We start from the raw sequence: 21,178 nt of genomic DNA on the forward strand, positions 1-21,178 counted from the left end.
GTCCCCGCCACGGCCCCCTGCCCCCCCTGCCTCGAAGTCAAAACCGCTGGAGTTGCCGCCGGCGCCGCCGTTCCCGCCCTTGCCTCCGTTGACGCCACTGGCGCCACCGCCCCCATAGATATAGTCATTGTTGGTCAGCGTAAAAGAACTGCCAGAAACACCAGCACCACCGGCAGCGCCTGTACCGCCGCTGGCACCGGTGCCACCAGCGCCTCCGGCAGCAGCAAGACCACCCACCCCACCCGCTCCGCCATTCCCGGCCGAAAGCACGGATGAGCCCTGTCCGCCGAGTACGCCGCCATTGTTGGTGAGCGCGAAGAAACTCCCGCTGACGCCATTCGAAGCAGCGGTTGCGCCAGCCAGGTAGGTGCCGTTTTGCCCGGCGCCACCTGTGCCACCGGCACTGCCATCGGTCGCATAACCTGCGTCTGCGGCCCGGCCATTGAACCGGCCTGAAATCGCGGTGGCCAGCGTGCCGACGTTGGTCCCGTTCAATACCAGGGCACTGCCGCTACCGGCCAGGCCCGCGCCCGAAATGGTCAATGGCGCCGTCACATTCAACGTCGAGTTGTGGAGTACCGGGACATCCGAGTTGAGGGCAATGCTTTGGATACCTGGGTTGATCTCCAGATACCCCGCCTGGTCCAACCCTTCACGCAACGATCCCGCGCCCGAATCGGCGTCGGTGATGACGAGATAACGCGGCGCCGCCATCGCGCCGGTCGCCATGCTCAGCGACAGCAACGCCAGCGGCCAGACCACGGCTTTACGCGGCCCGGTAGAAGCGCGGGCGCACGTTTTCGACGTCGCCACTTCGGACACCACCTGCAATGCACCCTGGCTACGGTTCCATACCAGCCGAAAAACGCCCTTGTTCATCTCTACCGCTCCGTTTCTTTCAAGTCGTACAAGGGCGGTTCATTGAATCCGGACCCATTGAGTGTTGTGCCGCCGCCGATTCAGCGGCGCGAGCGGCGGCACTTTATCACTCAATTGATATCATAGCGCCACCATTCGGCGCACTGGCGCATGCCTCAAGGCTGCTTGCGATACATCCCCGTCAAATATTCCGGAAAGTCCGGCGCCGAGTTATGCTCGATCACCGCAAAATTCTTCACCAACTGAATGTGATAAGGCCCTGCACGGCCGCCCGCCTCGGGTTCGCGCACGATGATGAGGTTTTCGGTTTCCATCGGCACAGTCAGGTGGGTGGTGACGATGACCTTGTCGGTGCCGGTGTCTTTGAGCGTGAGGGTGAACTCCGCCAGTTCCCTGCCCTGGGCGTCGCGTTCAGGGAGGATTTTCAGGTCCAGGTCGCCGTCGCGGTCGAGGAAGTCGTCACGCATCTGGTAGTGGCCGTCGCGCTGGTCGCGGGCGACGTTGTCGATTTTTCCGAAGTCGGGTTCGCGGTATTCATCGCGCAGCTGGATCGCCATTTCACGGGTCGGCCCCTTGACGGCGCTGAGCCAGGTGCCGGTGTAGTCCTGCTTGATGTGCCAGACGCCGGTCTGATGCCCGTCGTCGCTGTATTCGTGCAGGTACAGGAAGGATTCGTCGCCATACTCGCCGCGATTGCCCACCAGCTTGATCAGCTTGCCATTGCCGTTCCTGGTGTAGCGCAGCTCGCCGATCATCACGGTGCCCTGTTGCTGGTACCAGAGTTCCACCGGGATCTTGCCGTTAAGCGTGCCGACCAGCCGCTGCGGGTCTTCATTGACCGGGCCCTCGAGCCTGGGCGTTTCCAGCCATTGACCGTCTTTCCACTCACCGGTGGTGCGCAGCATGTAACCGGCGGGCATGCTGTCGTTGGCGTCGCCATCGGTCGCCGGCACCTGTTCCTGGGTGTATGAACTGAGCTGCACCAGGTCGCCGTCGCGCATCTGCCAGATGCCCGAACGCGTCCAGCAGCAACCCCGGTCAACTTGCGTTTGGAGCGTGCCGTCCTTTGGATTGACCAGGAACATCCCGCCGAAGTTTTCGTTGGCCAGGTCGGTCAGGGGGCGGTTGAGCACCCACTGGGTTTTCTGCGAGTCTTGCAGGTACACGTCGTAGTTGAACTGGAAGTCCTTGTCGGCACCGTCGCCGTTACGGATCGCCAGGTCCTGGCGGCCATCACCGTTGATGTCGGCGAAGTACAACAGGCCGTACTGCCCCACCAGGTGCCCCTCGTCGGTTTTGCCGTGGCGGTCCAGCGGTACGTTGCCCGCCGGGGTTTCCAGTTGCTGGAGGATCGCCAGCGTGGTTTTGTCACGCACGGTGATCAGCGCGCGGGTCAGTTCGCGCAAGTCTTCGGGTACTTGCGGGAACAGCACTTCGACCAGGTAGTGGCCGCCGGGGTCTTCGACCGAGAACGAGCGGGGTTCGGCCATGGCCGGGGCGGCAAGCGCCGTGGAGAGCAACGCAGCGCTGACAAGCGAACGCATTCAAAGCATCCTTGCTGAAATTCGGGGGCGGCAGTGTAGCCTGTGTTTCCGAACAAATCGCTGTTTGGCGGCACGCGTTGACTGATATGTTTCGTGCCTCAAAAAGCCCAGGGACCTGCCATGGAACCGTTAGCCACAAACGCTGCGTTGATGATCATCGATATGCAACAAGGCATGGCCCAACCAGCACTTGGGCGACGCAACAACCCCGACGCCGAAGTGCAGATGCGCCAACTGCTCGAGGCCTGGCGCCAATCGGCACGGCCCATCGTGCATGTGCGACATATTTCCCGCACGCCCGGCTCAGTGTTTTGGCCGGGCCAGCCGGGCTGCGAGTTCCAGGCCGCGCTGCAGCCGCTGCCCCATGAACACGTAGTGGAAAAAAACGTCCCGGATGCCTTCACCCACACCGGGCTGGAGCGCTGGCTGCATGCGCGCGCGATCCGGCAGATAGTGATCGTTGGGGTGATCACCAACAACTCCGTCGAGGCCACGGCGCGCTCGGGTGGCAACCTGGGCTTTGAGGTGATCGTGGCGGCGGACGCCTGCTACACGTTCGACCAGACCGATCTGTCCGGGCGCCTTTGGCCGGCGGAGGATGTGCATGCGCTGTCGCTGAGTAACCTGGCGATGGACTATGCCAAGGTGGTGGAAACTGCCCAGATACTCACTGGTTGCGTTACACCAAAGGTTTGAACGCACCCGCTTGCTCCAACATCTCCACCAGCGCTTCTGGCCAGACGATTTCCTTCGTCGAACGCAACTGCTCGGCAGACCACCAATGATGATCCGCCATCACCTGAGTCTCTGCCAGCGTCCACTCAGCTCTGGAAAGCTCAGTGCTGACGGTGTGAACCAAGAAGTAGTGTTCAACCGCGAGCACCGTCTCACCGCTGGGCAGCATCAAGGCAAAACTGCGCTCTGCAATGGGCGCTGCCACAGCATTCACCTGCATACCGGTTTCCTCGCGCAGCTCACGGATGGCCGCCGCCTCGAAGGTTTCCCCCGCCTCCACGCCCCCACCTGGCGTCGCCCAGTAGTTGCGCCCGGCTAATGCACCGTCTTTATGCACGAACCTGAATAGCAGCACCTCATGGCAGGGGCTGATGACCAGCAGGCGTGAGGCCTTTCGTTGACGCATGAACTCTATTCCTTGCTTGATAAAACGTGTTGATGGGTCTGCAGGTAGGCGGTCAACAACAAGGTGGTCTGTTGTTCCAGACCGGCCTCGAAGGCAGGCGACGCATTGCCTTCGAGCAGCGTGCGCACCGGGCCGGCGATCGCGCTGAAGGAAATGGCCGCGGTCAGGTGAGGGTCGTCAAAATGCGCATCGGCGGCGGTCGCGAGCATTTCTGCGATCACCGCCACCACGCGCGTATTGACCCGAGCGACTAACTCAGCGCCACCCCGCTCGCCCGCGATGGCATACAGAGCTTTGGAAATGCCCTGGTCGCGCAGTTTGGCGGCGACCATCGCCGACACCAACCCGGCCGCCATTTCAACCACCGGCATGCCATGATGGCGGGCACAAGTCTGCTCCACAGTCTGGGCGAACCGTTCCAGGTGTTTCTCCAATACGGCGGCGAGCAAGGCGTCGCGGTTGGGGTAGTACTGGTAGACACTGCCCACCGAAATGCCCGCCCGCTCAGCCACGCGGGTGGTGGTGCAACGCACCAACCCCTGCTGGATCAAAACCTGAATAGTTGCCTGGTGCAGCGCCTCGACAGTCACCGCTGAGCGCGCCTGAACCGCCGATTTTCTTGGCTTCAATGAGGGTTTGGGAAAGCTCATGGAATGCGAATTCCAATATCTGAAGGATCCTTCATATTAGAGCCTTACTCAGTTGAAGCAAGGGCGACGCACATGACACGTTTGACAACTAGCGGCACATTCACCCTCGGCGACCGCCAGGTCAACCGCATCGGCTACGGCGCCATGCAGCTGGCAGGCCCCCATGTGTTCGGCCCGCCCAAGGATCGTGACGCGGCACTGGCCGTGCTGCGCGAGGCCGTCGCAGCCGGTGTGAACCATATCGACACCAGCGACTTCTACGGGCCCCACGTCACCAACCAGATCATCCGTGAGGCGCTGCACCCTTATCGGGATGATCTCACCCTCGTCACCAAAATCGGTGCCCGTCGCGACAATGAGGGCGGATGGCATGCCGCCGCGTCAAAAGAGGAACTGACCCAGGCCGTACACGACAACTTGCGCAACCTTGGGTTGGACGTGCTGGATGTGGTTAATTTCCGCTGCGCATATAACCTGATGGGGCCGGGCGAAGGCTCAATCGAAGCCTCATTGACCGCGCTTGCCGAGCTACAACACCAGGGGCTGGTACGCCATATCGGCATCAGCAACGTCACGCCGACGCAAGTCGCCGAAGCGCGTGCCCTGGTCAAGTTCGTCTGCGTACAGAACCTGTACAACATCGCCCATCAGCACGATAACGCCTTGATCGACGACCTGGCCGAGGACGGCATTGCCTATGTGCCGTTCTTCCCATTGGGTGGTTTCAACCCGGTGCAGTCTTCTACCTTGTCCAGTATTGCGCAGCAGTTGGAGGTGACGCCCAAACAACTGGCGCTGGCGTGGTTGCTGCACCGTTCACCCAATATCCTGCTGATTCCCGGCACTTCGTCGGTCGCTCATTTACATGAAAACCTGGCGGTGGGGGAACTGGAATTGTCGGATGACGTGGTGGCGCAGTTGAACGCCATCGCCGGTTGAGGTCTCAGCCCAGCAACTGCGCAATAGCCTTGCGCAGTTGCCCATGCACGTCTTCTGCATACGGCTGCGCATTGTTCCAGTCATAAAACCAGGCCGGCATCCGGCGTTTGTCGTCCGGCTCCGAGGCGTAGCGCGGGAACAGATGGCAATGCAACTCGGGCTCGGAATTACCCAGGATTTCGTAGTTCATGCGCAACGCGCCGGTGGCCTGCAACACGGCGTCGCCGAGGCGCGCCATGTCCAGCAGGTAGGTAGCACGGGCCTCGGTGTCCAGGTCGTTCAGACTCGCCACTACCGGGTCGGGCAGCAACAGGCAGTAGCCTGGTAGAAACTGCACATCCCCCATTACCGCCCAGCCGGAAGCCATGCGGCAGATGACTTTGTCGTTGGCGCCGTTGCGGGCCAGTGCTACGCGTTCCATGATCAGCGCCACGGCGTGTCCTTGATTAAGCAGAGTGGGAGCGGCATCTTAACGCGCTGCAACTCGATTTCCAGCACTGGAACCTGACCATGCGCATTGCCTGCCTGCACACCGCCGCCAGCAACATCGCCGTGTTTGACGCGGCCGCCCAAGCCTTGGGGATCGGCCCGCAAGTGCTGCGCCATGAAGTGCGTGCCGACCTCTTGGCCGCCGCCGAACAGGTTGGCCAACTGACGGCCGAGATCGCCGCGTCAACCGCATCGGCGCTGCTCGCGCTGGCGCGGCACGCGGAGGTGGTTGTCCTAACCTGCTCGACGCTGGGGCCGGTGGTTGAAGGGATCGCCACCAGCACGCCGATCCTGCGCACCGACGCAGCACTGGCCGCTTCAGCCGTCCAGGCTGGCGGCAAGGTCGTGGTGTTGTGTGCGGTAGAGACGACCCTTGAACCCACCTCGCGACTGTTCCGCGCGGCGGCGTTGCACTCGAATGCGACCGTCGAGGTGCAGCTGGTTCCAGGGGCGTGGGGATTGTTCAAAGCGGGTGACATCGACGGCTATCTGGCAGCTGTCGCCAAGGCCGCCGATGCCGCCTACACAGCGGGAGCGTCAAGAGTTGCGCTGGCTCAAGCATCGATGAGCGGCGCGGCCGCTTACGTCAGCGCAGGCCCACGCCCGCTCACCAGTGCGCTGGCCGGTCTTGAAGCCGCCGTGCGCTCAGTTGAGAACCCGCTCAAGGTAGGCCTCCAGAAGGTCGACCTGGGCTGACGACACAATCGCCCCGACATACCCATCGGGACGTACCAGCACCCAATCACCGATCGCCAGCCCATAGGCGCGTTGAAAATGGCCCTGGTCGTCGACCAGTTCACCTTGCGCGCCGAATGCATGGACATGCAGCCCGGGCCGTGGCGCTACCAGACCGCGGTTTACGCCGTAGCCCAGCAGCGTCCAGTGCGGGCCCTGCATAAGGTTGAACAGACGCACTGCTTGCCCGGCGGCGCCGCGGATCGGTGCATCCGGCGCGCGGTCGCCGGCAAGGAGTGTGGCCGCACGCGTTGGATGTGCCAGGGCCAGCGAGGACTGCGGGTAGCCGATATCCAACTGGTGCACTTCCCTGCCCCGGCGCATCTCGCCCTTTTTCATCTCGCCCAGCAACTGAGTCGACAGCCCGAGCACACTCGCGGCGACAGGGCGGCGCTCTTCCTCATAGCTGTCGAGCAGTTCATCCGGCGCACCGTTGATTACGGCGGCCAGCTTCCACCCCAGGTTATAGGCGTCCTGCACGCTGGTATTGAGCCCCTGGCCGCCAGTGGGCGGGTGGATATGCGCCGCGTCGCCCACCAGCAATACCCGGCCAACCCGGTACTGGTCGGCCAGGCGCGCATTCATACTGTAGGCCGACGCCCAAGCCACGGCATGCACCTGTATGTCAGCGCGGCCGGTGCGCTGGGCAACGATTGCGGTCAGGCCCTCGGCGCTGAAATCGATGTCGGCATCCGGCGCAATCGGCCCCTGGATCTGGAACAACTCGGTTCCGGCCAGCGGGCAGAGGGCAATCTGGCGCTGCATGTCGCCTTCGCCAAAGCGGTGCCAGTGGTCGCGTGATAAACCGCTCAACACCACATCGGCGACCAGCGCGCTGACGCCCAGGGTCTTGCCTGGAAAGCCGATATCAAGCGCATGCCGCACCAAACTGCGACCGCCATCGGCGCCGATCAACCAGCGTGCGCGAACGCGCTCTTCACCCGCCGGGCCCACTAGCTGGGCAGTGACGCCCTCCTGGGCCTGCACAAAGCCCACCAGCTCACAGCCGAACTCAGGCTGATGACCCAACTCCAGCAGGCGCTCGCGCAGCACCCGCTCGGTCAGAAACTGCGCCAGCATCAACGGTTGTTGATACGGTTCGGCCGGCGTCGGGGCCTGGGCTTCGATGAAATCCGCATCGCTGTAGCTGCCATCGTCGCGGTAGCGCCGCTCAGTCGGATAGACTCCCCCCAGTGCCACCAAACGGTCGAGAATCCCCAGGTCTTCGAAGACTTCCTGCGAGCGTGGCTGAATGCCTTTGCCGCGCGAACCGTGGAACGGTTGCTGGCTTTTTTCGATCAGGCGCAAGGTGACGCCCCTTCTGGCCAGGTCAATCGCCAAGGTCAGGCCGGCGGCACCGGCACCACAAATCAGTACATCGACAGCGGCTTGCTTGTTCATATGGATCACCTATATGTGCAATACGCACATATTAAGAGGGAGAAATTTAGTGTCAATTAAAAATGTGCAAAGCGCACATATATCCGCTCAGCTGCGCGACCTGCATGGCTCGCTGGTGGAGATCGTGGGTGTGATGAACCGCCCGCAACGCGACGAAGCCATGGTGCGCGAAGCCGGGATTGCCCTGGATCGCGCGCTGTTTCCGCTGCTGGTGCTGGTGGAACGGCTGGGCCCGATCGGCGTGGTCGAACTGGCCGACCGCGTCGGCCGCGACTACACCACCGTCAGCCGCCAGGTGGCGAAGCTGGAAAGCCTCGGCTTGATCCTGCGCCAGGCAAGCGCAGCCGACCGCCGCGTGCGCGAGTCGGTGATCACCGAAAAAGGCAAGGCCATGACCGACCGTGTCGATGAAACACGGGAGAAGATTGGCGTATCGATCTTTTCCACCTGGGACGAGGGTGACTTCGACAACCTGGTACGGCTGATGCGCAAGTTTGCCGACGAGCTGAAGGACGATTCGGACCGCGCCACCAAAGATATCTACTGACCGGCACTGTTGCCGCGCCAACAGTGCCTGGACAGCTTGTGCTGAATCAACACACGCCACTTTCCCGCACAACCGCTGTATCCCATTGAATTAAAAGTTTTTATTCCCCTGGCATGGGCCATGCAATCGCCTTCGCATCAACCCCGAAGGATGCACCCATGCCCCACACTCTGCCCCAGGCACTGTTGCGCCAAGCCCAAACACGCGGCACGGCGATTGCGTTGCGTTACAAGCGGCTGGGCATCTGGCATGAGCGGCGCTGGAGCGAACTGGCCGACGACATCGGCCAACTTGCTGGCGCCCTGCAACAACGCGGTGTCGGGTGCGACGATGACCTGTTGATCCTCAGCCAGGCGCGCCCCGAGGCCCTGCTGCTGGCGCTGGCCGCGCAATGGTTGGGCGCCAGCGTCACCCTGCTGGACCCCGACCGCGATAACCGCGCGCTGCTGACCCAACTGCGCCCGCGCTGGGTATTGGCACAAGACCTGGAGGCCGTGCAGCAGGTCGGTGAATGCGAGGCGGTGGTGTACCTCGACGGGCGCGGCCTGAATCAGCCCCAACACGCCCGCCTGATTGCCTATGCCGACCTGTGTGTCGGCGCCGCCACGCCGGCGTGCGCTGCTCATTCAAACGATCTGGCCTTCGTGTTCCATACCGACACCCGCGTGCAGTTGACCCATGCGCAGTTGCTGGCAGGCGCGCGCACACTGATCGCCCGCGAGCACCTGGGCAGCGACGAAGAAGCCCTGGCCGCACGGGTATTTGCCGCCAGCGGGCAGGCGCGCTACCTGCTCGCACCCTGGCTGCTCGCCGGGTTCTGCCTGAACTTCCCGGAAGCCCTGAGCACCCGCGACACCGACCGCCGCGAGCTGGGCCCCACCTTGGTGCTGGGCACTCGCGAGTCCTACGGGCGCCTTGAAGAATGGGTGCGCGAACGCCTGCCGCTGCCTGGCACGTTCAGCCATCGCGTGTACACCTGGGCCATGCAGCCAACCCCGTCGCCCGTGCGCCGCTGGCTGGGCCACTGGCTGGTGCGCCGGCCGCTGCGTGACGTACTCGGCATGAGCCGGCTGCGTGCGCCCTTGCTGGTGGGGCCGGCGTTGAGCCCGCACAGCGCAGCGTTTTTTGCCGCGCTGGGGATTCGCCCCGGCAACTGGCAGGAACCCTCCACGCGCCACGAACCCGTCGCCCCCCTGCTGTCTCAAACCGTCTGACGAGCCCGCCATGCACGCACCCACTGAAACGGTATTACTGCGGCTCGATGACATATCGCTGTCGTTCAAGGGCATCAAGGCCATCACCTCCATCAGCTTCGAGGTCAAGGCCGGCGATATCTGCGGGCTGATCGGCCCCAACGGTGCCGGCAAAAGCTCGTTGCTCAATGTGATCAACGGCGTCTACCAACCGCAGAGCGGCAGCATCCGCTACGCCGGCCAGACCCGCCGGCGCATGCGCGCTCACCAGGCCGCCGAGGGCGGTATCGCGCGCACCTTCCAGAACATCGCGCTGTTCAAGGGCATGAGCGTGCTCGACAACGTGCTCACCGGCCGCAACCTCAAGCGCCGCAGCAGTTGGCTCGAGCAAATGCTGCGCCTGGGCCGCGCCCCGCGTGAGGACGACGCGCACCGCCTGCATGCCGAACAGGTGATCGCGTTTTTGCAAATTCACCCCTGGCGCCACGTGCTGGTGGGCACCCTGCCCTACGGCCTGCAAAAACGCGTGGAACTGGCCCGCGCCCTGGCGTCCGAGCCGACCCTGTTGCTGCTGGATGAACCCATGGCCGGCATGAACGCCGAGGAGAAGGCGCAGATGAGCCAGTTTATCCGCGACATCAACCGCGAATACGGCACCACCGTGGTGTTGATCGAACACGATATCGGCGTGGTCATGGGCTTGTGCGACCACGTGGTGGTGCTTGACTACGGCCGCAAGATTGGCGATGGCACCCCGCAACAGGTGCGCGCCAACCCCGAGGTTATCGCCGCCTACCTGGGGAGCTGAACATGGAATTTTTCTTCGAGGTCCTTATCGGCGGCCTGCTGGCCGGCGTGATGTACGCCCTGGTGGCGATTGGTTTTGTGCTGATCTACAAGGCCTCCGGCGTGTTCAACTTTGCCCAGGGCGCCATGGTGCTGTTTGCCGCGCTGACCTTTGTCAGCCTGCTCGAACGCGGCGTGCCCTTTGCCTTGGCATTCCTCGCCACCCTGGCGAGCATGGTGGTGCTGGCGCTGCTGATCGAAAAAGTGGTGCTGCGCCCGCTGGTCAATCGCCCGCCGATCATCCTTTTCATGGCCACCCTCGGGCTGTCCTACATGATCGAGGGGTTTGCCCAGTTCCTGTGGGGCGCGCAGGTGCACGGGCTCGACCTGGGCATCGCCGACGAGCCCCTGGAAATCCGCGGCATGCTGCTCTCGCAATTCGACCTGTTTGCCGCCGGCACGGCCGCTGCGCTGGTGCTGGCGCTGTCACTGCTGTTCAACAAAACCCGTGTCGGTCTGTCATTGCGTGCGGTGGCCGATGACCCGTTGGCGGCCATGGCGGTGGGCATTCTCCTGCCGCGCATCTGGGCGCTGGTATGGGCGGTGGCGGGGTTTGTCGGGCTGGTGGCCGGCTTGCTCTGGGGCGCACGCCTGGGGGTGCAGTTCTCGCTGTCGCTGGTGGTGCTCAAGGCGCTGCCGGTGCTGATCATCGGCGGCTTCTCGTCGATTGGCGGCGCGATTGTCGGCGGCTTGATCATCGGCGCGGCGGAGAAAATCGCCGAGATCTACCTCGGCCCGATCATCGGCAGCGGTATCGAAAACTGGGTGCCCTACGTGCTGGCGTTGCTGTTTTTGCTGGTGCGGCCTGCCGGGTTGTTCGGCGAGCGTGCCATCGAACGGGTCTGATCGTTTTTAAGGAAATGCCTGCATGCTGTATCAAGAAGTCGGTCAAATCAGCACCTCCTACGCGGCCGAGCGCCGCACCTTCCGCCTGCGCCAGGACCGCATCGCACTCTGGCTGTTGCTGGGTTTTGCGTTTGTGGCCGTGCCGTGGCTGGGCAATGACTACTGGTTCAGCGCGATCCTGGTGCCGCTGCTGGTGCTATCCCTCGCCGGGTTGGGGCTGAACCTGCTCACCGGCTACGCGGGGCAACTGTCGCTGGGCTCGGCGGCGTTCATGGCGGTGGGCGCCTTTGCGGCCTACAACCTGCAACTGCGCGTGCCTGGCTTGCCGTTGCTGGTGAGCTTTGCCCTCGGCGGTGTGATCGCCGCGCTCGTGGCAGTGTTTTTTGGGTTGCCGAGCCTGCGTATCAAGGGTTTCTACCTGCTGGTGGCCACCCTGGCCGCGCAGTTCGTGGTCGAGTGGGTGCTCACCCGATTCAGCTGGTTTACCAACGACAACGCCTCCGGGGTGATCACCTCGCCGCCGCTGCTGATTGCCGGGCTGGATTTCAGCTCGCCCCGGGGCCGCTACCTGTTGACCCTGGCGGTGGTGGTCGCGCTGTTCTGGCTGGGTAAAAACCTGGTGCGCAGCGAGATGGGCCGCAACTGGATGGCGGTACGCGACATGGACACTGCCGCCGCCGTGATCGGTATCCGCCTGCTCAAGGCCAAGCTGCTGGCGTTTGCCATCAGCGGCTTCTACCTGGGCGTCGCCGGTTCACTGTGGGCATTCGCCTACCTCGGCACGGTGGAGCCCCATGGCTTTGACCTGAGCCGCTCGTTCCAGGTGCTGTTCATCATCATTATCGGCGGCCTCGGCAGCGTGCTTGGCAATGTACTGGGCGCGGCGTTCATCGTGTTGTTTCCGATCCTGTTGGGCAACCTGTTCGGCCTCTTGCCCAGCGGGCTGATGGACGCGGGCCAGCTGGAAAATATCCAGAAGATGCTGTTCGGCGCGCTGATCATCACCTTCCTGATCAAAGAACCGGAGGGGCTGGCCCGGCTGTGGCAGCGCTTTCGCCAACGGGCCAGGGTCTGGCCGTTGCGTTACTGACTTTCATCACCCCCCAGGAATACCCGCTATGACACACCGCTTATCGCTGCGCCGCCTGGCCTTGGGCCTGGCGTTGATCACCGCCGGGCTCACGGGCACGGCCCAGGCCGCCAACGAGCAGTACTTCCCGTTGCAGAGCTACCGGGTCGGACCTTACGCCGCCGGCGGCACCGGGTTCTTTGGTGGCTTTATCGACTACCTGCAATACATCAACGCCAAGGGCGGCGTGAACGGGGTCAAGTTGACCTGGAGCGAATGCGAAACCGAATACGTGGTGGAAAAAGGCGTCGAGTGCTACGAGCGCCTCAAGGGCGGGCTCAACGGCGCACCGGCTGCCGCCACCAACCCGCTGTCGGTGGGCATCGCCTACGCCACGCTGGACCGCTCCACCGCAGACAAATTGCCGTTGATCACCATCAACCACGGGCGCACCGATTCCACCGACGGCAGCGTGTTCCCCTATGTGTTCCCGCTGCAACTGAACCCGTACTCGGAAGTCTCGGCGATCATCAACTACATCGGCCAACGCGAAGGCGGCGCCGACAAACTCAAAGGCAAGAAAATCGCCGTGCTCTACCACGGCTCGCCCTATGGCAAGGAAACCAACGGCGTGCTGCAAACCCTGGCGAAAAACGCCGGTTTCGAACTGACCCTGCTGGAAGTGCCGCACCCCGGCAACGAGCAGCAATCCCAATGGCTGAACATCCGGCGCCTCAAGCCCGACTGGGTGATCCTGCGTGGTTGGGGTGTGATGAACCCGGTGGCGCTCAAATCCGCGCAAAAAGTCGGCTACCCGGCGGATCACATCATCGGCAACATCTGGAGCAACTCGGAAGAAGATGTGGTGCCGGCGGGCAGCGCGGCCAAGGGCTTTATCGCGATCACCACGCACCCGTCGGGCACCGATTTTCCGGTGCTGCAAGGCATCAAGCAAAGCGTGGTCGACGCCGGCAAGGGCAACCTGGCCGACCCTGAACGCTTCGGCACGGTGTATTACAACCTGGGCGTGGTCAACGGCATTCTCAACGTCGAAGCCGTGCGCCTGGCCCAGGAAAAATACGGCCACCAACCGCTGACCGGCGAACAGGTACGCTGGGGCTTCGAGCACCTGAACCTGGACGATGCGCGCCTGCAAGCCCTCGGCGCCAAAGGCCTGGTACAACCGCTGAAACTCTCCTGCGCCGACCACGAAGGCGGCGGCGCGGTGCGCTTCCAGCAGTGGGATGGCCAGCGCTGGAACCTGATCAGCGATTGGGTCCAGGCCGACCGCGCGTTGCTGCGGCCGATCATCGAAGCGTCGGCGGCGCAGTATGCGAAGGAGAAAGGCATCACCCCGCGCGATTGCAGCAAGGAACAGTAGAAAATGTGGGAGGGGGCTTGCCCCCGATGGCGGTGGATCAGCCAATGAATCTGTTGACTGACACACCCTCATCGGGGGCAAGCCCCCTCCCACATTTGGACCGCGTGGTGTCAGTTGACGCCGAGTTCCACCACGCCGTTGTTCAGTCGCACCGGCCACACCCGCAAGCGCTGGTTTGGCGCCTCCAGGCACTGCCCGTCGTGCAAACGGTAATGCTGCTTATAGATCGGCGCAGCCACCACCAGGTCGCCTTTGATACTGCCCACCAGCCCCCGGCCGATGACATTCGCGCCGGATTCCGGGTCATGGTTGTCGATCGCAAACAGCGTCTGGTCTTGGGCGCCGGGCAGGTAGAACAACGCGACTTGCGCGCCATCGAGCCACACCACCACGCCGGAATTGCTGACCAGATCGTGTTCGCTGCAGACGTTTCTCCAGGCAGTCTGGCTCATCAGGCAATCTCCTCGATGACGGGAATCAGGTTGAGTTCGGTGGCCATGATCGGCCGGCGCTGGCCGCGTTCCTGGACAAAGTGGATGTCCGGGTCGGGGCGTTTGTCATTGACGAAGGTGCGGAAGCGCTTGAGTTTTTCCGGGTCCTTGAGAGCATTCGCCCATTCGCATTCGTAGCGGTCGACCACCAGCTGCATCTGCGCTTCCAACTCGGCACCCAGGCCGAGGCTGTCGTGCAGGATCACGTCCTTGAGGAAATCCAGGCCGCCTTCCAGGCTTTCGCGCCATACCGAGGTGCGCTGGAGTTTGTCGGCGGTGCGGATGTAGAACATCAGGAAGCGGTCGATGTACTGGATCAGTGTGGCGTCGTCCAGGTCGGTGGCGAACAGCTCCGCATGCCGTGGGCGCATGCCGCCATTGCCGGCGATGTAGAGGTTCCAGCCCTTCTCGGTGGCGATCACGCCCACATCCTTGCTCTGCGCCTCGGCGCACTCGCGGGTGCAGCCGGACACCGCGAACTTGAGCTTGTGCGGCGAGCGCAGGCCCTTGTAGCGATCCTCGATCAGCAGCGCCATTTTCACGCTGTCCTGCACGCCGTAGCGGCACCAGGTGCTGCCCACGCAGGACTTCACCGTGCGCGTGGACTTGCCATACGCATGCCCGGTTTCAAACCCGGCGGCGATCAGCTCGGCCCAGATATCCGGCAGTTCATGCAGCTGTGCGCCGAACAAGTCGATGCGCTGCCCGCCGGTGATCTTGGTGTAGAGGTCATATTTTTTCGCCACTTCACCAATCACGATCAGCTTGTCGGCGGTGATCTCACCACCCGGAATCCGTGGCACCACCGAATAGGTGCCGTTCTTTTGCATATTGGCCATGAAGGTGTCGTTGGTGTCCTGCAACGGCACCAGGGACGCGTCCATGATCGGCTGGTTCCAGCACGACGCCAGGATCGAACCCACCGCCGGCTTGCACACGTCGCAACCGGTATGGCCACGCCCGTGTTTGGCCAGCAGTTCTTCGAAGGTGATCACCCCTTCCACACGCACCAGGGCATACAGTTCCTGACGGGTAAAGGCGAAGTGTTCACACAGGCTCTTGTCGACGCTGACGCCACGGGCAATCAACTCATGCTCGAATACCTGCTTGAGCAAGCCGGCGCAACCACCGCAGCCGGTGCAGGCCTTGGTCTGGGACTTGAGCAAACCCAGGTCGCTGCAACCGCCGTCGATGGCCGAGCAAATCGCGCCTTTGGTCACGTTATGGCAGGAGCACACGGTGGCCGACTCGGGCAACGCGCCGGGGCCAAGAGTCGGTGCGCCGGCGGACGACGGCAGGATCAGGCTGGCCGGTTCCGCCGGCAGCGCAATCGCGTTCTGCATGTATTGCAGCAGCGTGTCGTAATAGCTGTTGTCGCCGACCAGCACCGCGCCGATCACATGCTTGCCGCTCGCATCCACCACCAGGCGCCGGTAGCTGGCGCTGGCTTCGTCGATAAACTGATAGCTGCGCGCGCCCGGGGTGTGGGCATGGGCGTCGCCGATGGAGCCGACGTCGACGCCGAGCAGTTTCAGCTTGGTCGACATATCCGCACCCACGAACGGCTCGGCGGTCTGCTCGCACAACAGCGCAGCCACGCCTCGGGCCATCTGGTAGCCCGGCGCGACCAGGCCGAACAGGCTGCCGTTCCAGGACGCGCACTCGCCGATCGCGTAGATATGCGGGTCGCCACTCAAACATTCATCGTTGATCACCACGCCGCCGCGCGGGCCGATCTCCAGGCCGGCCTGGCGCGCCAGGGCATCCTGGGCGCGGATCCCGGCGGAGAACACAATCAGGTCGGTTTCGAGGAATTCCTCATTGGCGAAGTTCATCCGATAGCGATAATGCTCGCCCGCACTGATCGACTGCGTGGCGCGGGACAGATGCACACCGACGCCGAGGCGTTCGATCTGCGCCTTGAGCGCCAGCCCGCCAAAGTCATCCAGCTGCACCGGCATCAGGCGCGGCGCGAACTCCACCACGTGGGCTTCCAGCCCAAGGCTTTTCAGCGCGTTGGCGGCCTCAAGGCCCAGCAGGCCACCACCGACCACTACGCCACGGCGGGCATTGGCGGCGGCAGCGCGGATCGCGTCGAGGTCTTGCAGGGTGCGGTACACCAGGCGCGAATCGCCTTCGGCGCCTTCAATCGGCGGTACAAACGGGTAGGAGCCAGTGGCCAAGACCAACGTGTCGTAGGCCACGCAGCCATTGGCGGTGATCACCTCACGACGGGCGCGGTCGATTTCCAGTACCGGCACGCCCAAGTGCAAGGTCACGCCCGGCGTCTGGTACAGCGCCGCGTCGGAGAGTGCCAGCGACTCGGCATCGCGGCCGGTGAAATACTCGGACAGATGCACACGGTCATAGGCGCGCATCGGCTCCTCGCTGAACACATGCAGGTGGTAGTGATCCAGCGCACCGCGCTCGATCAGTTGCTCCACACAGTGATGGCCGACCATGCCATTGCCCACGACGATCAGGGTTTTCATCGGTTTGTTCATATCAGCACCTGACACCATTCATCACGGTTTAAAAAGCAAAAAAAAACGCCTGAAACCTTGCGGTTCCAGGCGTCTTTGCCTGTTCTTGTGGCGGGATCGGTTCGGCGACTGCGCCGGATCCATCGCTATTGCCCTTGTAGTCGATCGTCGTTGACCGAGGTGGGTTGAGGGTGGACTTGCAGGCGGCGTGCCAATCCGTAGATCGCCCGTGAATGCGCGCTCAAGCCGAATTCAACCGACGCAAATCCGCCTCCAACTGGTGCGCCACGCTTCATAACCGTGCACATAACTCCCTCGCCACAATAAGCACCTGTCCACAAAAAGCCACTGACCACAAGGGCCATGCCAAACCTGGCGCGTGACTTGCTAGAGACACCACTAACAAGCAGTCAACGCAGATTGCCCATTCACGACAAAGGCGCCGTGCAGCCCCCGTTTCCAACGGAGGGTTGCAGGGCGCTTTTTTTGTTGGCGAGAAAAAAGTTTCGAGGGTTACCGATGGCAAATCAAAGCGTACGCAGTGTGTGCCCCTATTGTGGCGTGGGCTGCGGCATCGTCATGCAGGTCGAGGACAATAAGGTGCTCAAGGTGATCGGCGACAAGGCCCACCCCACCAATTTCGGCCGCCTGTGCACCAAGGGCACCACCTGCGGCCAGGCCATCGCCGAGTCCGGCCGCATGGAAAACGCCTACCTGCGCGAACAGCGCGACCACGACCCGGTGCGCATCGCCATGGACACCGCCATCAGCGAAACCGCCGCGCGCCTGCGCCATATCCTCGACCGCGATGGCCCCGACGCGCTGGCGTTCTATGTGTCCGGGCAGATGTCGCTGGAAGCCCAATACCTGGCCAACAAATTGGCCAAGGGTTTTGTGCGCACGCAGCACATCGAATCCAACTCACGCCTGTGCATGGCCAGCGCCGGCAGTGGCTACAAACTCTCGTTGGGCTCCGACGGCCCGCCCGGTTCCTATGAAGATTTCGACCGCGCTGACCTGTTCTTCGTGATCGGCGCCAATATGGCTGACTGTCACCCGATTCTGTTCCTGCGCATGATGGACCGGGTCAAGGCCGGGGCGAAGCTGATCGTGGTCGACCCACGGCGCAGCGCCACCGCGGACAAGGCCGGCCTGCACTTGCCGATCAAGCCGGGCACCGACCTCGCGTTACTTAATGGCCTACTGCACCTGCTGGTAAAAAACGGCCACACCGACCCGGCCTTCATCGCCGCGTTCACCGAGGGCTGGGACGCCATGCCCGGGCTCCTCGCGGACTACCCGCCGCAAACCGTCGCCGAGATCACCGGCCTCGCCGAAGCGGACATCCGCCAAGCCGCTGACTGGATCGGCCAGGCCGCCGAGTGGATGAGCTGCTGGACCATGGGCCTCAACCAGAGCACCCACGGCACCTGGAACACTAACGCCCTGTGCAACCTGCACCTGGCCACCGGCGCCATTTGCCGCCCTGGCAGCGGGCCGTTTTCCCTCACCGGCCAACCCAACGCCATGGGCGGTCGCGAGATGGGCTACATGGGCCCAGGCCTGCCGGGGCAGCGCTCGGTGCTGGTGGAGGCCGACCGCGAATTTATCGCCAAGCTCTGGCAGATCCCCGCCGGCAACCTGCCGCGCCAGGCCGGCGGCGGCACCGTGGCGATGTTCGAGCAGATGGCCGCCGGGCAGATCAAGGCCTGCTGGATCATCTGCACCAACCCGGTGGCCAGCGCGCCCAACCGCCAAACCGTGATCGCCGGCCTGCAAGCCGCCGAGCTGGTAATCACCCAGGACGCGTTCCTCGACACCGAAACCAACCGCTACGCCGACATCCTCTTGCCCGGCGCGCTGTGGGCCGAGGCCGAAGGCGTGATGATCAACTCCGAACGCAACCTGACCCTGATGCAAAAGGCCGTCAACGCACCGGGCGAAACCCTGCCCGACTGGCAGATCATCGCCCGGGTCGCCTGCGAGATGGGCTTTGCCGACGCCTTCACGTATGCCGACGCCAGTGAAGTCTTTGAAGAAATCAAACACGCCTGGAACCCCAAGACCGGCTATGACATTCGTGGCGCCAGCTATGCGCGGCTGCGTGACACACCGCTGCAATGGCCGTGCGCCTCGCATGAAGCCGCCGACCGCAACCCCATTCGCTACCTCAACACCGGCACCCTCAAGTTCGCTACCGAAAACGGCAAGGGCCAGTTTTTCCCACGCCCGCATATGCCGCCTGCGGAGATGCCCGATGACGCCTTCCCCTTCGTGCTCAACACCGGCCGCGTGCAGCACCAGTGGCACACGCTGACCAAGACCGGCAAGGTCGCCACACTGAACAAACTCAACCCCGGCCCATTTGTGGAAATCCACCCCGACGACGCCGCGCGCCTGGGCGTCAAGGCCAAGGACTCAGTGGAGATCCGCTCCCAGCGCGGCCGCGCCGTGCTGCCTGCGGTGGTCACCGACCGCGTACGCCCGGGCAACTGCTTTGCGCCCTTCCACTGGAACGACGTGTTTGGCGACAACCTGGCGATCAACGCCGTGACCAACGACGCGGTCGACCCGATTTCGTTGCAGCCCGAGTTCAAGTGCTGCGCGGTCGCCCTCACCCGCGTCGCGCTGATCGATCACCAGTTTCTCGACACACCGGCAGCGGCTGCCGCTTCCCCTTTAACAGAGGACTCCACCATGTCGCGCCTCGACGCCTTCGCCGACATCACCGGCATCCGCAACCTAGCCAAACCGCACCTGAGCGACAGTGAACGCACCTACCTCGCCGGTTTCCTCAGCGGCCTGCAGGCCGGCGCCGTTGGCGTCCCGGTGATGCCGGCCAGCGCGCCGTTGGCAAAGGACGCGCGGTTATGGCTGGACGGCTTGCTCGGCGGCTTGTTCAGCCGTGCAGACAGCGTTACCACAGCGCCCTCCCCGGCCGTCACCCTGCTGTGGGCCTCGCAAACCGGCAACGCCGAAGCCCTGGCCGAGCGCTTTGCCAAGCGCCTGCACGACGCCGGTATCAGTGTGGAGCTGAGCGCCATGGCGGACTTCCCGCCGAGCAAACTGGCCAGCACCCAGAACCTGGCCGTGATCAGCAGCACCTTTGGCGACGGCGACCCACCGGACAACGGCGAAAGCTTCTGGCATGGCCTGAGCACCGTCGACACGCGCCTGGAGTCCCTGCGCTTTGCGGTGCTGGCCCTGGGCGATCCGAACTACGACCAGTTCTGTAACCACGGCAAACAACTCGACCAACGCCTGCTGGAATTGGGCGCCACCCGCCTGCTCGACCGCGTGGACTGCGACACCGAATTTGAAGAACGCGCCGACGCCTGGCTGCTGCAGTTCCAGCACAGCCTCAACCCGGCCAAGCCCGTAAGCCTGCCCACACCCGCCGGCAAAACCAAACTGCATGGGGCACGCCTGCTGCTCAACCGGCACCTGAACCCCCACAGCCGCCACAAGGAAACCCGCCAGTTCGCCCTCGACCTGGCCGACTCCGGGCTGACCTACGAGGCCGGTGATGCCTTGGGCGTACGGCCGCGCAACTGCCCTGAACTGGTGAGCGAACTGCTCGACCTGACCCGCCTGGGTGCCAACACCTCAGTGAACATCGACACCTTCGGTGACGTGCCCCTGCAACAGGCCCTCACCCAACACTTCGAGATTGCCCGCCCCGGCACCGAAACCCTGGCGTTTATCGCCGAGCGCAGCGCCAACCCTGGCCTTGAGCACTTGTTGCGGCCCGAGCACAAGGCCGAACTCAAAGACTGGCTCTGGGGCCGGCAACTGGTGGACGTGCTGCAGGAATACCCGATTGAGTGCTCGGCCGACGAACTGCTCGGCACCCTCAAACGCCTGCAACCGCGCCTGTACTCGATCGCGTCCAGCGCCAAGGCCCACCCGCAGCAAGCGCACCTCACCGTGGCCGCCGTGCGCTATGGCAAGCGCAAGGGTGTGTCCTCGACCTTCCTGGCCGACCGTGCCGGCGACTGCGAAGTGCCGGTGTTCGTGCAGCCGAACAAGCACTTTCGCACGCCCGCCGACGGCGACATCCCAATGATCATGATCGGCCCCGGCACGGGTATAGCGCCGTTCCGCGCGTTTTTGCAGGAACGCCGGGCCCAGGGGCATCAGGGCCGTAACTGGCTGTTCTTTGGCGAGCAGCACGCCGCCAGCGACTTCTACTATCAGGATGAGCTGCAAGGCCTGCAGCACGACGGCTTGCTCACGCACCTGAGCCTGGCGTTTTCCCGCGACCAGGCGCAAAAAATCTACGTGCAGGATCGCATCCGCGAACAAGGCGCCGAGCTGTGGCGCTGGCTGCAGGACGGCGCCAAGCTGTACATCTGCGGGGATGCCAGCCAGATGGCCAAGGATGTCGACCAGACCTTGCGCCACATCGCGCAAACCCACGGTGGGCTGAGCGCTGAGCGTGCCGGGGAGTACTGGCGCGAGTTGAGCGAACAGAAGCGTTATCTGCGTGATGTGTACTGATTGGATACAGAACAATCGACAATTGTATTGTGTACAAAAAACCC

The 21,178-nt window shown here is 63.4% G+C and carries 18 protein-coding genes; 10 read left to right on the forward strand and 8 right to left on the reverse strand.

Annotated elements, in window-relative coordinates:
• The coding region (locus tag AC0IYH_RS16300) for an ESPR domain-containing protein (protein ID WP_471835125.1) at nucleotides 1-879 on the reverse strand (879 nt) is incomplete at its 3' end.
• Between the two features lie 155 nt (nucleotides 880-1,034).
• Entirely contained in the window at nucleotides 1,035-2,423 is a 1,389-nt protein-coding gene (locus AC0IYH_RS16305; RefSeq protein ID WP_471835127.1) for an XAC2610-related protein, read from the reverse strand.
• A 120-nt stretch (nucleotides 2,424-2,543) separates the two neighbouring features.
• Between AC0IYH_RS16305 and AC0IYH_RS16310 the strand changes: the two genes are divergently transcribed.
• A complete protein-coding gene (locus tag AC0IYH_RS16310; protein WP_471835129.1) occupies nucleotides 2,544-3,119 on the forward strand; it encodes a cysteine hydrolase family protein in 576 nt (191 codons plus the stop codon).
• On the opposite strand, the gene AC0IYH_RS16315 is transcribed toward AC0IYH_RS16310, so the two are convergent.
• Together AC0IYH_RS16315 and AC0IYH_RS16320 are read right to left on the reverse strand one after the other, a co-directional pair.
• Nucleotides 3,103-3,564 carry an NUDIX hydrolase gene (locus tag AC0IYH_RS16315; protein WP_471835131.1) on the reverse strand — a complete coding sequence of 154 codons (462 nt, stop codon included), beginning with the start codon at nucleotides 3,562-3,564 and terminating at the stop codon, nucleotides 3,103-3,105. The two genes, AC0IYH_RS16310 and AC0IYH_RS16315, sit on opposite strands and share 17 nt — an antisense overlap.
• 5 nt (nucleotides 3,565-3,569) lie before the next feature.
• A complete protein-coding gene (locus tag AC0IYH_RS16320) occupies nucleotides 3,570-4,214 on the reverse strand; it encodes a TetR/AcrR family transcriptional regulator (RefSeq protein WP_471835133.1) in 645 nt (214 codons plus the stop codon).
• Nucleotides 4,215-4,286: 72 nt separating this feature from the next.
• Here AC0IYH_RS16320 and AC0IYH_RS16325 point away from each other — a divergent pair, with 72 nt between their 5' ends.
• The gene (locus AC0IYH_RS16325) at nucleotides 4,287-5,153 is read left to right on the forward strand and encodes an aldo/keto reductase family oxidoreductase (protein ID WP_471835134.1); all 867 of its coding nucleotides are present in this window, start codon (nucleotides 4,287-4,289) and stop codon (nucleotides 5,151-5,153) included.
• 4 nt (nucleotides 5,154-5,157) lie between these two features.
• Here AC0IYH_RS16325 and AC0IYH_RS16330 read toward each other — a convergent pair whose 3' ends face one another.
• Nucleotides 5,158-5,586 carry an HIT domain-containing protein gene (locus tag AC0IYH_RS16330; protein ID WP_116627735.1) on the reverse strand — a complete coding sequence of 143 codons (429 nt, stop codon included), beginning with the start codon at nucleotides 5,584-5,586 and terminating at the stop codon, nucleotides 5,158-5,160.
• 77 nt (nucleotides 5,587-5,663) lie between these two features.
• On the opposite strand from AC0IYH_RS16330, the gene AC0IYH_RS16335 reads away from it, so the two are divergent.
• Nucleotides 5,664-6,338, forward strand: a complete 675-nt coding sequence (locus tag AC0IYH_RS16335; protein WP_471835136.1) for an aspartate/glutamate racemase family protein — start codon at nucleotides 5,664-5,666, stop codon at nucleotides 6,336-6,338.
• On the opposite strand, the gene AC0IYH_RS16340 is transcribed toward AC0IYH_RS16335, so the two are convergent.
• Complete coding sequence (locus tag AC0IYH_RS16340) at nucleotides 6,288-7,778, reverse strand: FAD-dependent oxidoreductase (protein WP_471835137.1); 1,491 nt, start codon at nucleotides 7,776-7,778, stop codon at nucleotides 6,288-6,290. The two genes, AC0IYH_RS16335 and AC0IYH_RS16340, sit on opposite strands and share 51 nt — an antisense overlap.
• A 49-nt stretch (nucleotides 7,779-7,827) precedes the next feature.
• On the opposite strand from AC0IYH_RS16340, the gene AC0IYH_RS16345 reads away from it, so the two are divergent.
• The 6 genes from AC0IYH_RS16345 to AC0IYH_RS16370 all read left to right on the forward strand — a co-directional run bounded on the left by AC0IYH_RS16345 (nucleotide 7,828) and on the right by AC0IYH_RS16370 (nucleotide 13,660).
• Nucleotides 7,828-8,325 (forward strand): MarR family winged helix-turn-helix transcriptional regulator, encoded by a 498-nt coding sequence (locus AC0IYH_RS16345; RefSeq protein ID WP_471835139.1) that lies wholly within the window; start codon nucleotides 7,828-7,830, stop codon nucleotides 8,323-8,325.
• 158 nt (nucleotides 8,326-8,483) lie between these two features.
• Complete coding sequence (locus AC0IYH_RS16350) at nucleotides 8,484-9,539, forward strand: AMP-binding protein (protein WP_471835140.1); 1,056 nt, start codon at nucleotides 8,484-8,486, stop codon at nucleotides 9,537-9,539.
• Nucleotides 9,540-9,549: 10 nt separating this feature from the next.
• Nucleotides 9,550-10,326, forward strand: coding sequence for an ABC transporter ATP-binding protein (locus AC0IYH_RS16355; RefSeq protein WP_471835141.1), 777 nt, complete (start codon nucleotides 9,550-9,552; stop codon nucleotides 10,324-10,326).
• A 2-nt stretch (nucleotides 10,327-10,328) separates the two neighbouring features.
• The gene (locus AC0IYH_RS16360; RefSeq protein ID WP_471835143.1) at nucleotides 10,329-11,210 is read left to right on the forward strand and encodes a branched-chain amino acid ABC transporter permease; all 882 of its coding nucleotides are present in this window, start codon (nucleotides 10,329-10,331) and stop codon (nucleotides 11,208-11,210) included.
• 22 nt (nucleotides 11,211-11,232) lie between these two features.
• Entirely contained in the window at nucleotides 11,233-12,300 is a 1,068-nt protein-coding gene (locus AC0IYH_RS16365; RefSeq protein WP_471835144.1) for a branched-chain amino acid ABC transporter permease, read from the forward strand.
• Nucleotides 12,301-12,328: 28 nt separating this feature from the next.
• Nucleotides 12,329-13,660, forward strand: a complete 1,332-nt coding sequence (locus tag AC0IYH_RS16370) for an ABC transporter substrate-binding protein (protein WP_471835146.1) — start codon at nucleotides 12,329-12,331, stop codon at nucleotides 13,658-13,660.
• A 110-nt stretch (nucleotides 13,661-13,770) separates the two neighbouring features.
• Here AC0IYH_RS16370 and nirD read toward each other — a convergent pair whose 3' ends face one another.
• Nucleotides 13,771-14,112, reverse strand: a complete 342-nt coding sequence (gene nirD, locus AC0IYH_RS16375; RefSeq protein ID WP_471835148.1) for a nitrite reductase small subunit NirD — start codon at nucleotides 14,110-14,112, stop codon at nucleotides 13,771-13,773.
• Nucleotides 14,112-16,655: a nitrite reductase large subunit NirB gene (gene nirB / locus AC0IYH_RS16380; RefSeq protein ID WP_471835149.1), complete on the reverse strand. Its 2,544-nt coding sequence runs from the start codon at nucleotides 16,653-16,655 to the stop codon at nucleotides 14,112-14,114. Before nirB ends, nirD begins: the two co-directional genes overlap by 1 nt.
• A 498-nt stretch (nucleotides 16,656-17,153) precedes the next feature.
• Between nirB and AC0IYH_RS16385 the strand changes: the two genes are divergently transcribed.
• A complete protein-coding gene (locus tag AC0IYH_RS16385; protein ID WP_471835150.1) occupies nucleotides 17,154-21,134 on the forward strand; it encodes a molybdopterin-dependent oxidoreductase in 3,981 nt (1,326 codons plus the stop codon).
• Nucleotides 21,135-21,178: the final 44 nt, after the last annotated feature.

This window comes from Pseudomonas sp. AC463 (assembly GCF_979253585.1).

What these genes read in the sequence shown, in the direction of transcription:
- AC0IYH_RS16305 (WP_471835127.1), bottom strand. Translation starts at nt 2,423, where the DNA reads ATGCGTTCGCTTGTCAGCGCTGCGTTGCTCTCCACGGCGCTTGCCGCC.
- AC0IYH_RS16310 (WP_471835129.1), top strand. Translation starts at nt 2,544, where the DNA reads ATGGAACCGTTAGCCACAAACGCTGCGTTGATGATCATCGATATGCAA.
- AC0IYH_RS16315 (WP_471835131.1), bottom strand. Translation starts at nt 3,564, where the DNA reads ATGCGTCAACGAAAGGCCTCACGCCTGCTGGTCATCAGCCCCTGCCAT.
- AC0IYH_RS16320 (WP_471835133.1), bottom strand. Translation starts at nt 4,214, where the DNA reads ATGAGCTTTCCCAAACCCTCATTGAAGCCAAGAAAATCGGCGGTTCAG.
- AC0IYH_RS16325 (WP_471835134.1), top strand. Translation starts at nt 4,287, where the DNA reads ATGACACGTTTGACAACTAGCGGCACATTCACCCTCGGCGACCGCCAG.
- AC0IYH_RS16335 (WP_471835136.1), top strand. Translation starts at nt 5,664, where the DNA reads ATGCGCATTGCCTGCCTGCACACCGCCGCCAGCAACATCGCCGTGTTT.
- AC0IYH_RS16340 (WP_471835137.1), bottom strand. Translation starts at nt 7,778, where the DNA reads ATGAACAAGCAAGCCGCTGTCGATGTACTGATTTGTGGTGCCGGTGCC.
- AC0IYH_RS16350 (WP_471835140.1), top strand. Translation starts at nt 8,484, where the DNA reads ATGCCCCACACTCTGCCCCAGGCACTGTTGCGCCAAGCCCAAACACGC.
- AC0IYH_RS16355 (WP_471835141.1), top strand. Translation starts at nt 9,550, where the DNA reads ATGCACGCACCCACTGAAACGGTATTACTGCGGCTCGATGACATATCG.
- AC0IYH_RS16360 (WP_471835143.1), top strand. Translation starts at nt 10,329, where the DNA reads ATGGAATTTTTCTTCGAGGTCCTTATCGGCGGCCTGCTGGCCGGCGTG.
- AC0IYH_RS16365 (WP_471835144.1), top strand. Translation starts at nt 11,233, where the DNA reads ATGCTGTATCAAGAAGTCGGTCAAATCAGCACCTCCTACGCGGCCGAG.
- AC0IYH_RS16370 (WP_471835146.1), top strand. Translation starts at nt 12,329, where the DNA reads ATGACACACCGCTTATCGCTGCGCCGCCTGGCCTTGGGCCTGGCGTTG.
- nirD (WP_471835148.1), bottom strand. Translation starts at nt 14,112, where the DNA reads ATGAGCCAGACTGCCTGGAGAAACGTCTGCAGCGAACACGATCTGGTC.
- nirB (WP_471835149.1), bottom strand. Translation starts at nt 16,655, where the DNA reads ATGAACAAACCGATGAAAACCCTGATCGTCGTGGGCAATGGCATGGTC.
- AC0IYH_RS16385 (WP_471835150.1), top strand. Translation starts at nt 17,154, where the DNA reads ATGGCAAATCAAAGCGTACGCAGTGTGTGCCCCTATTGTGGCGTGGGC.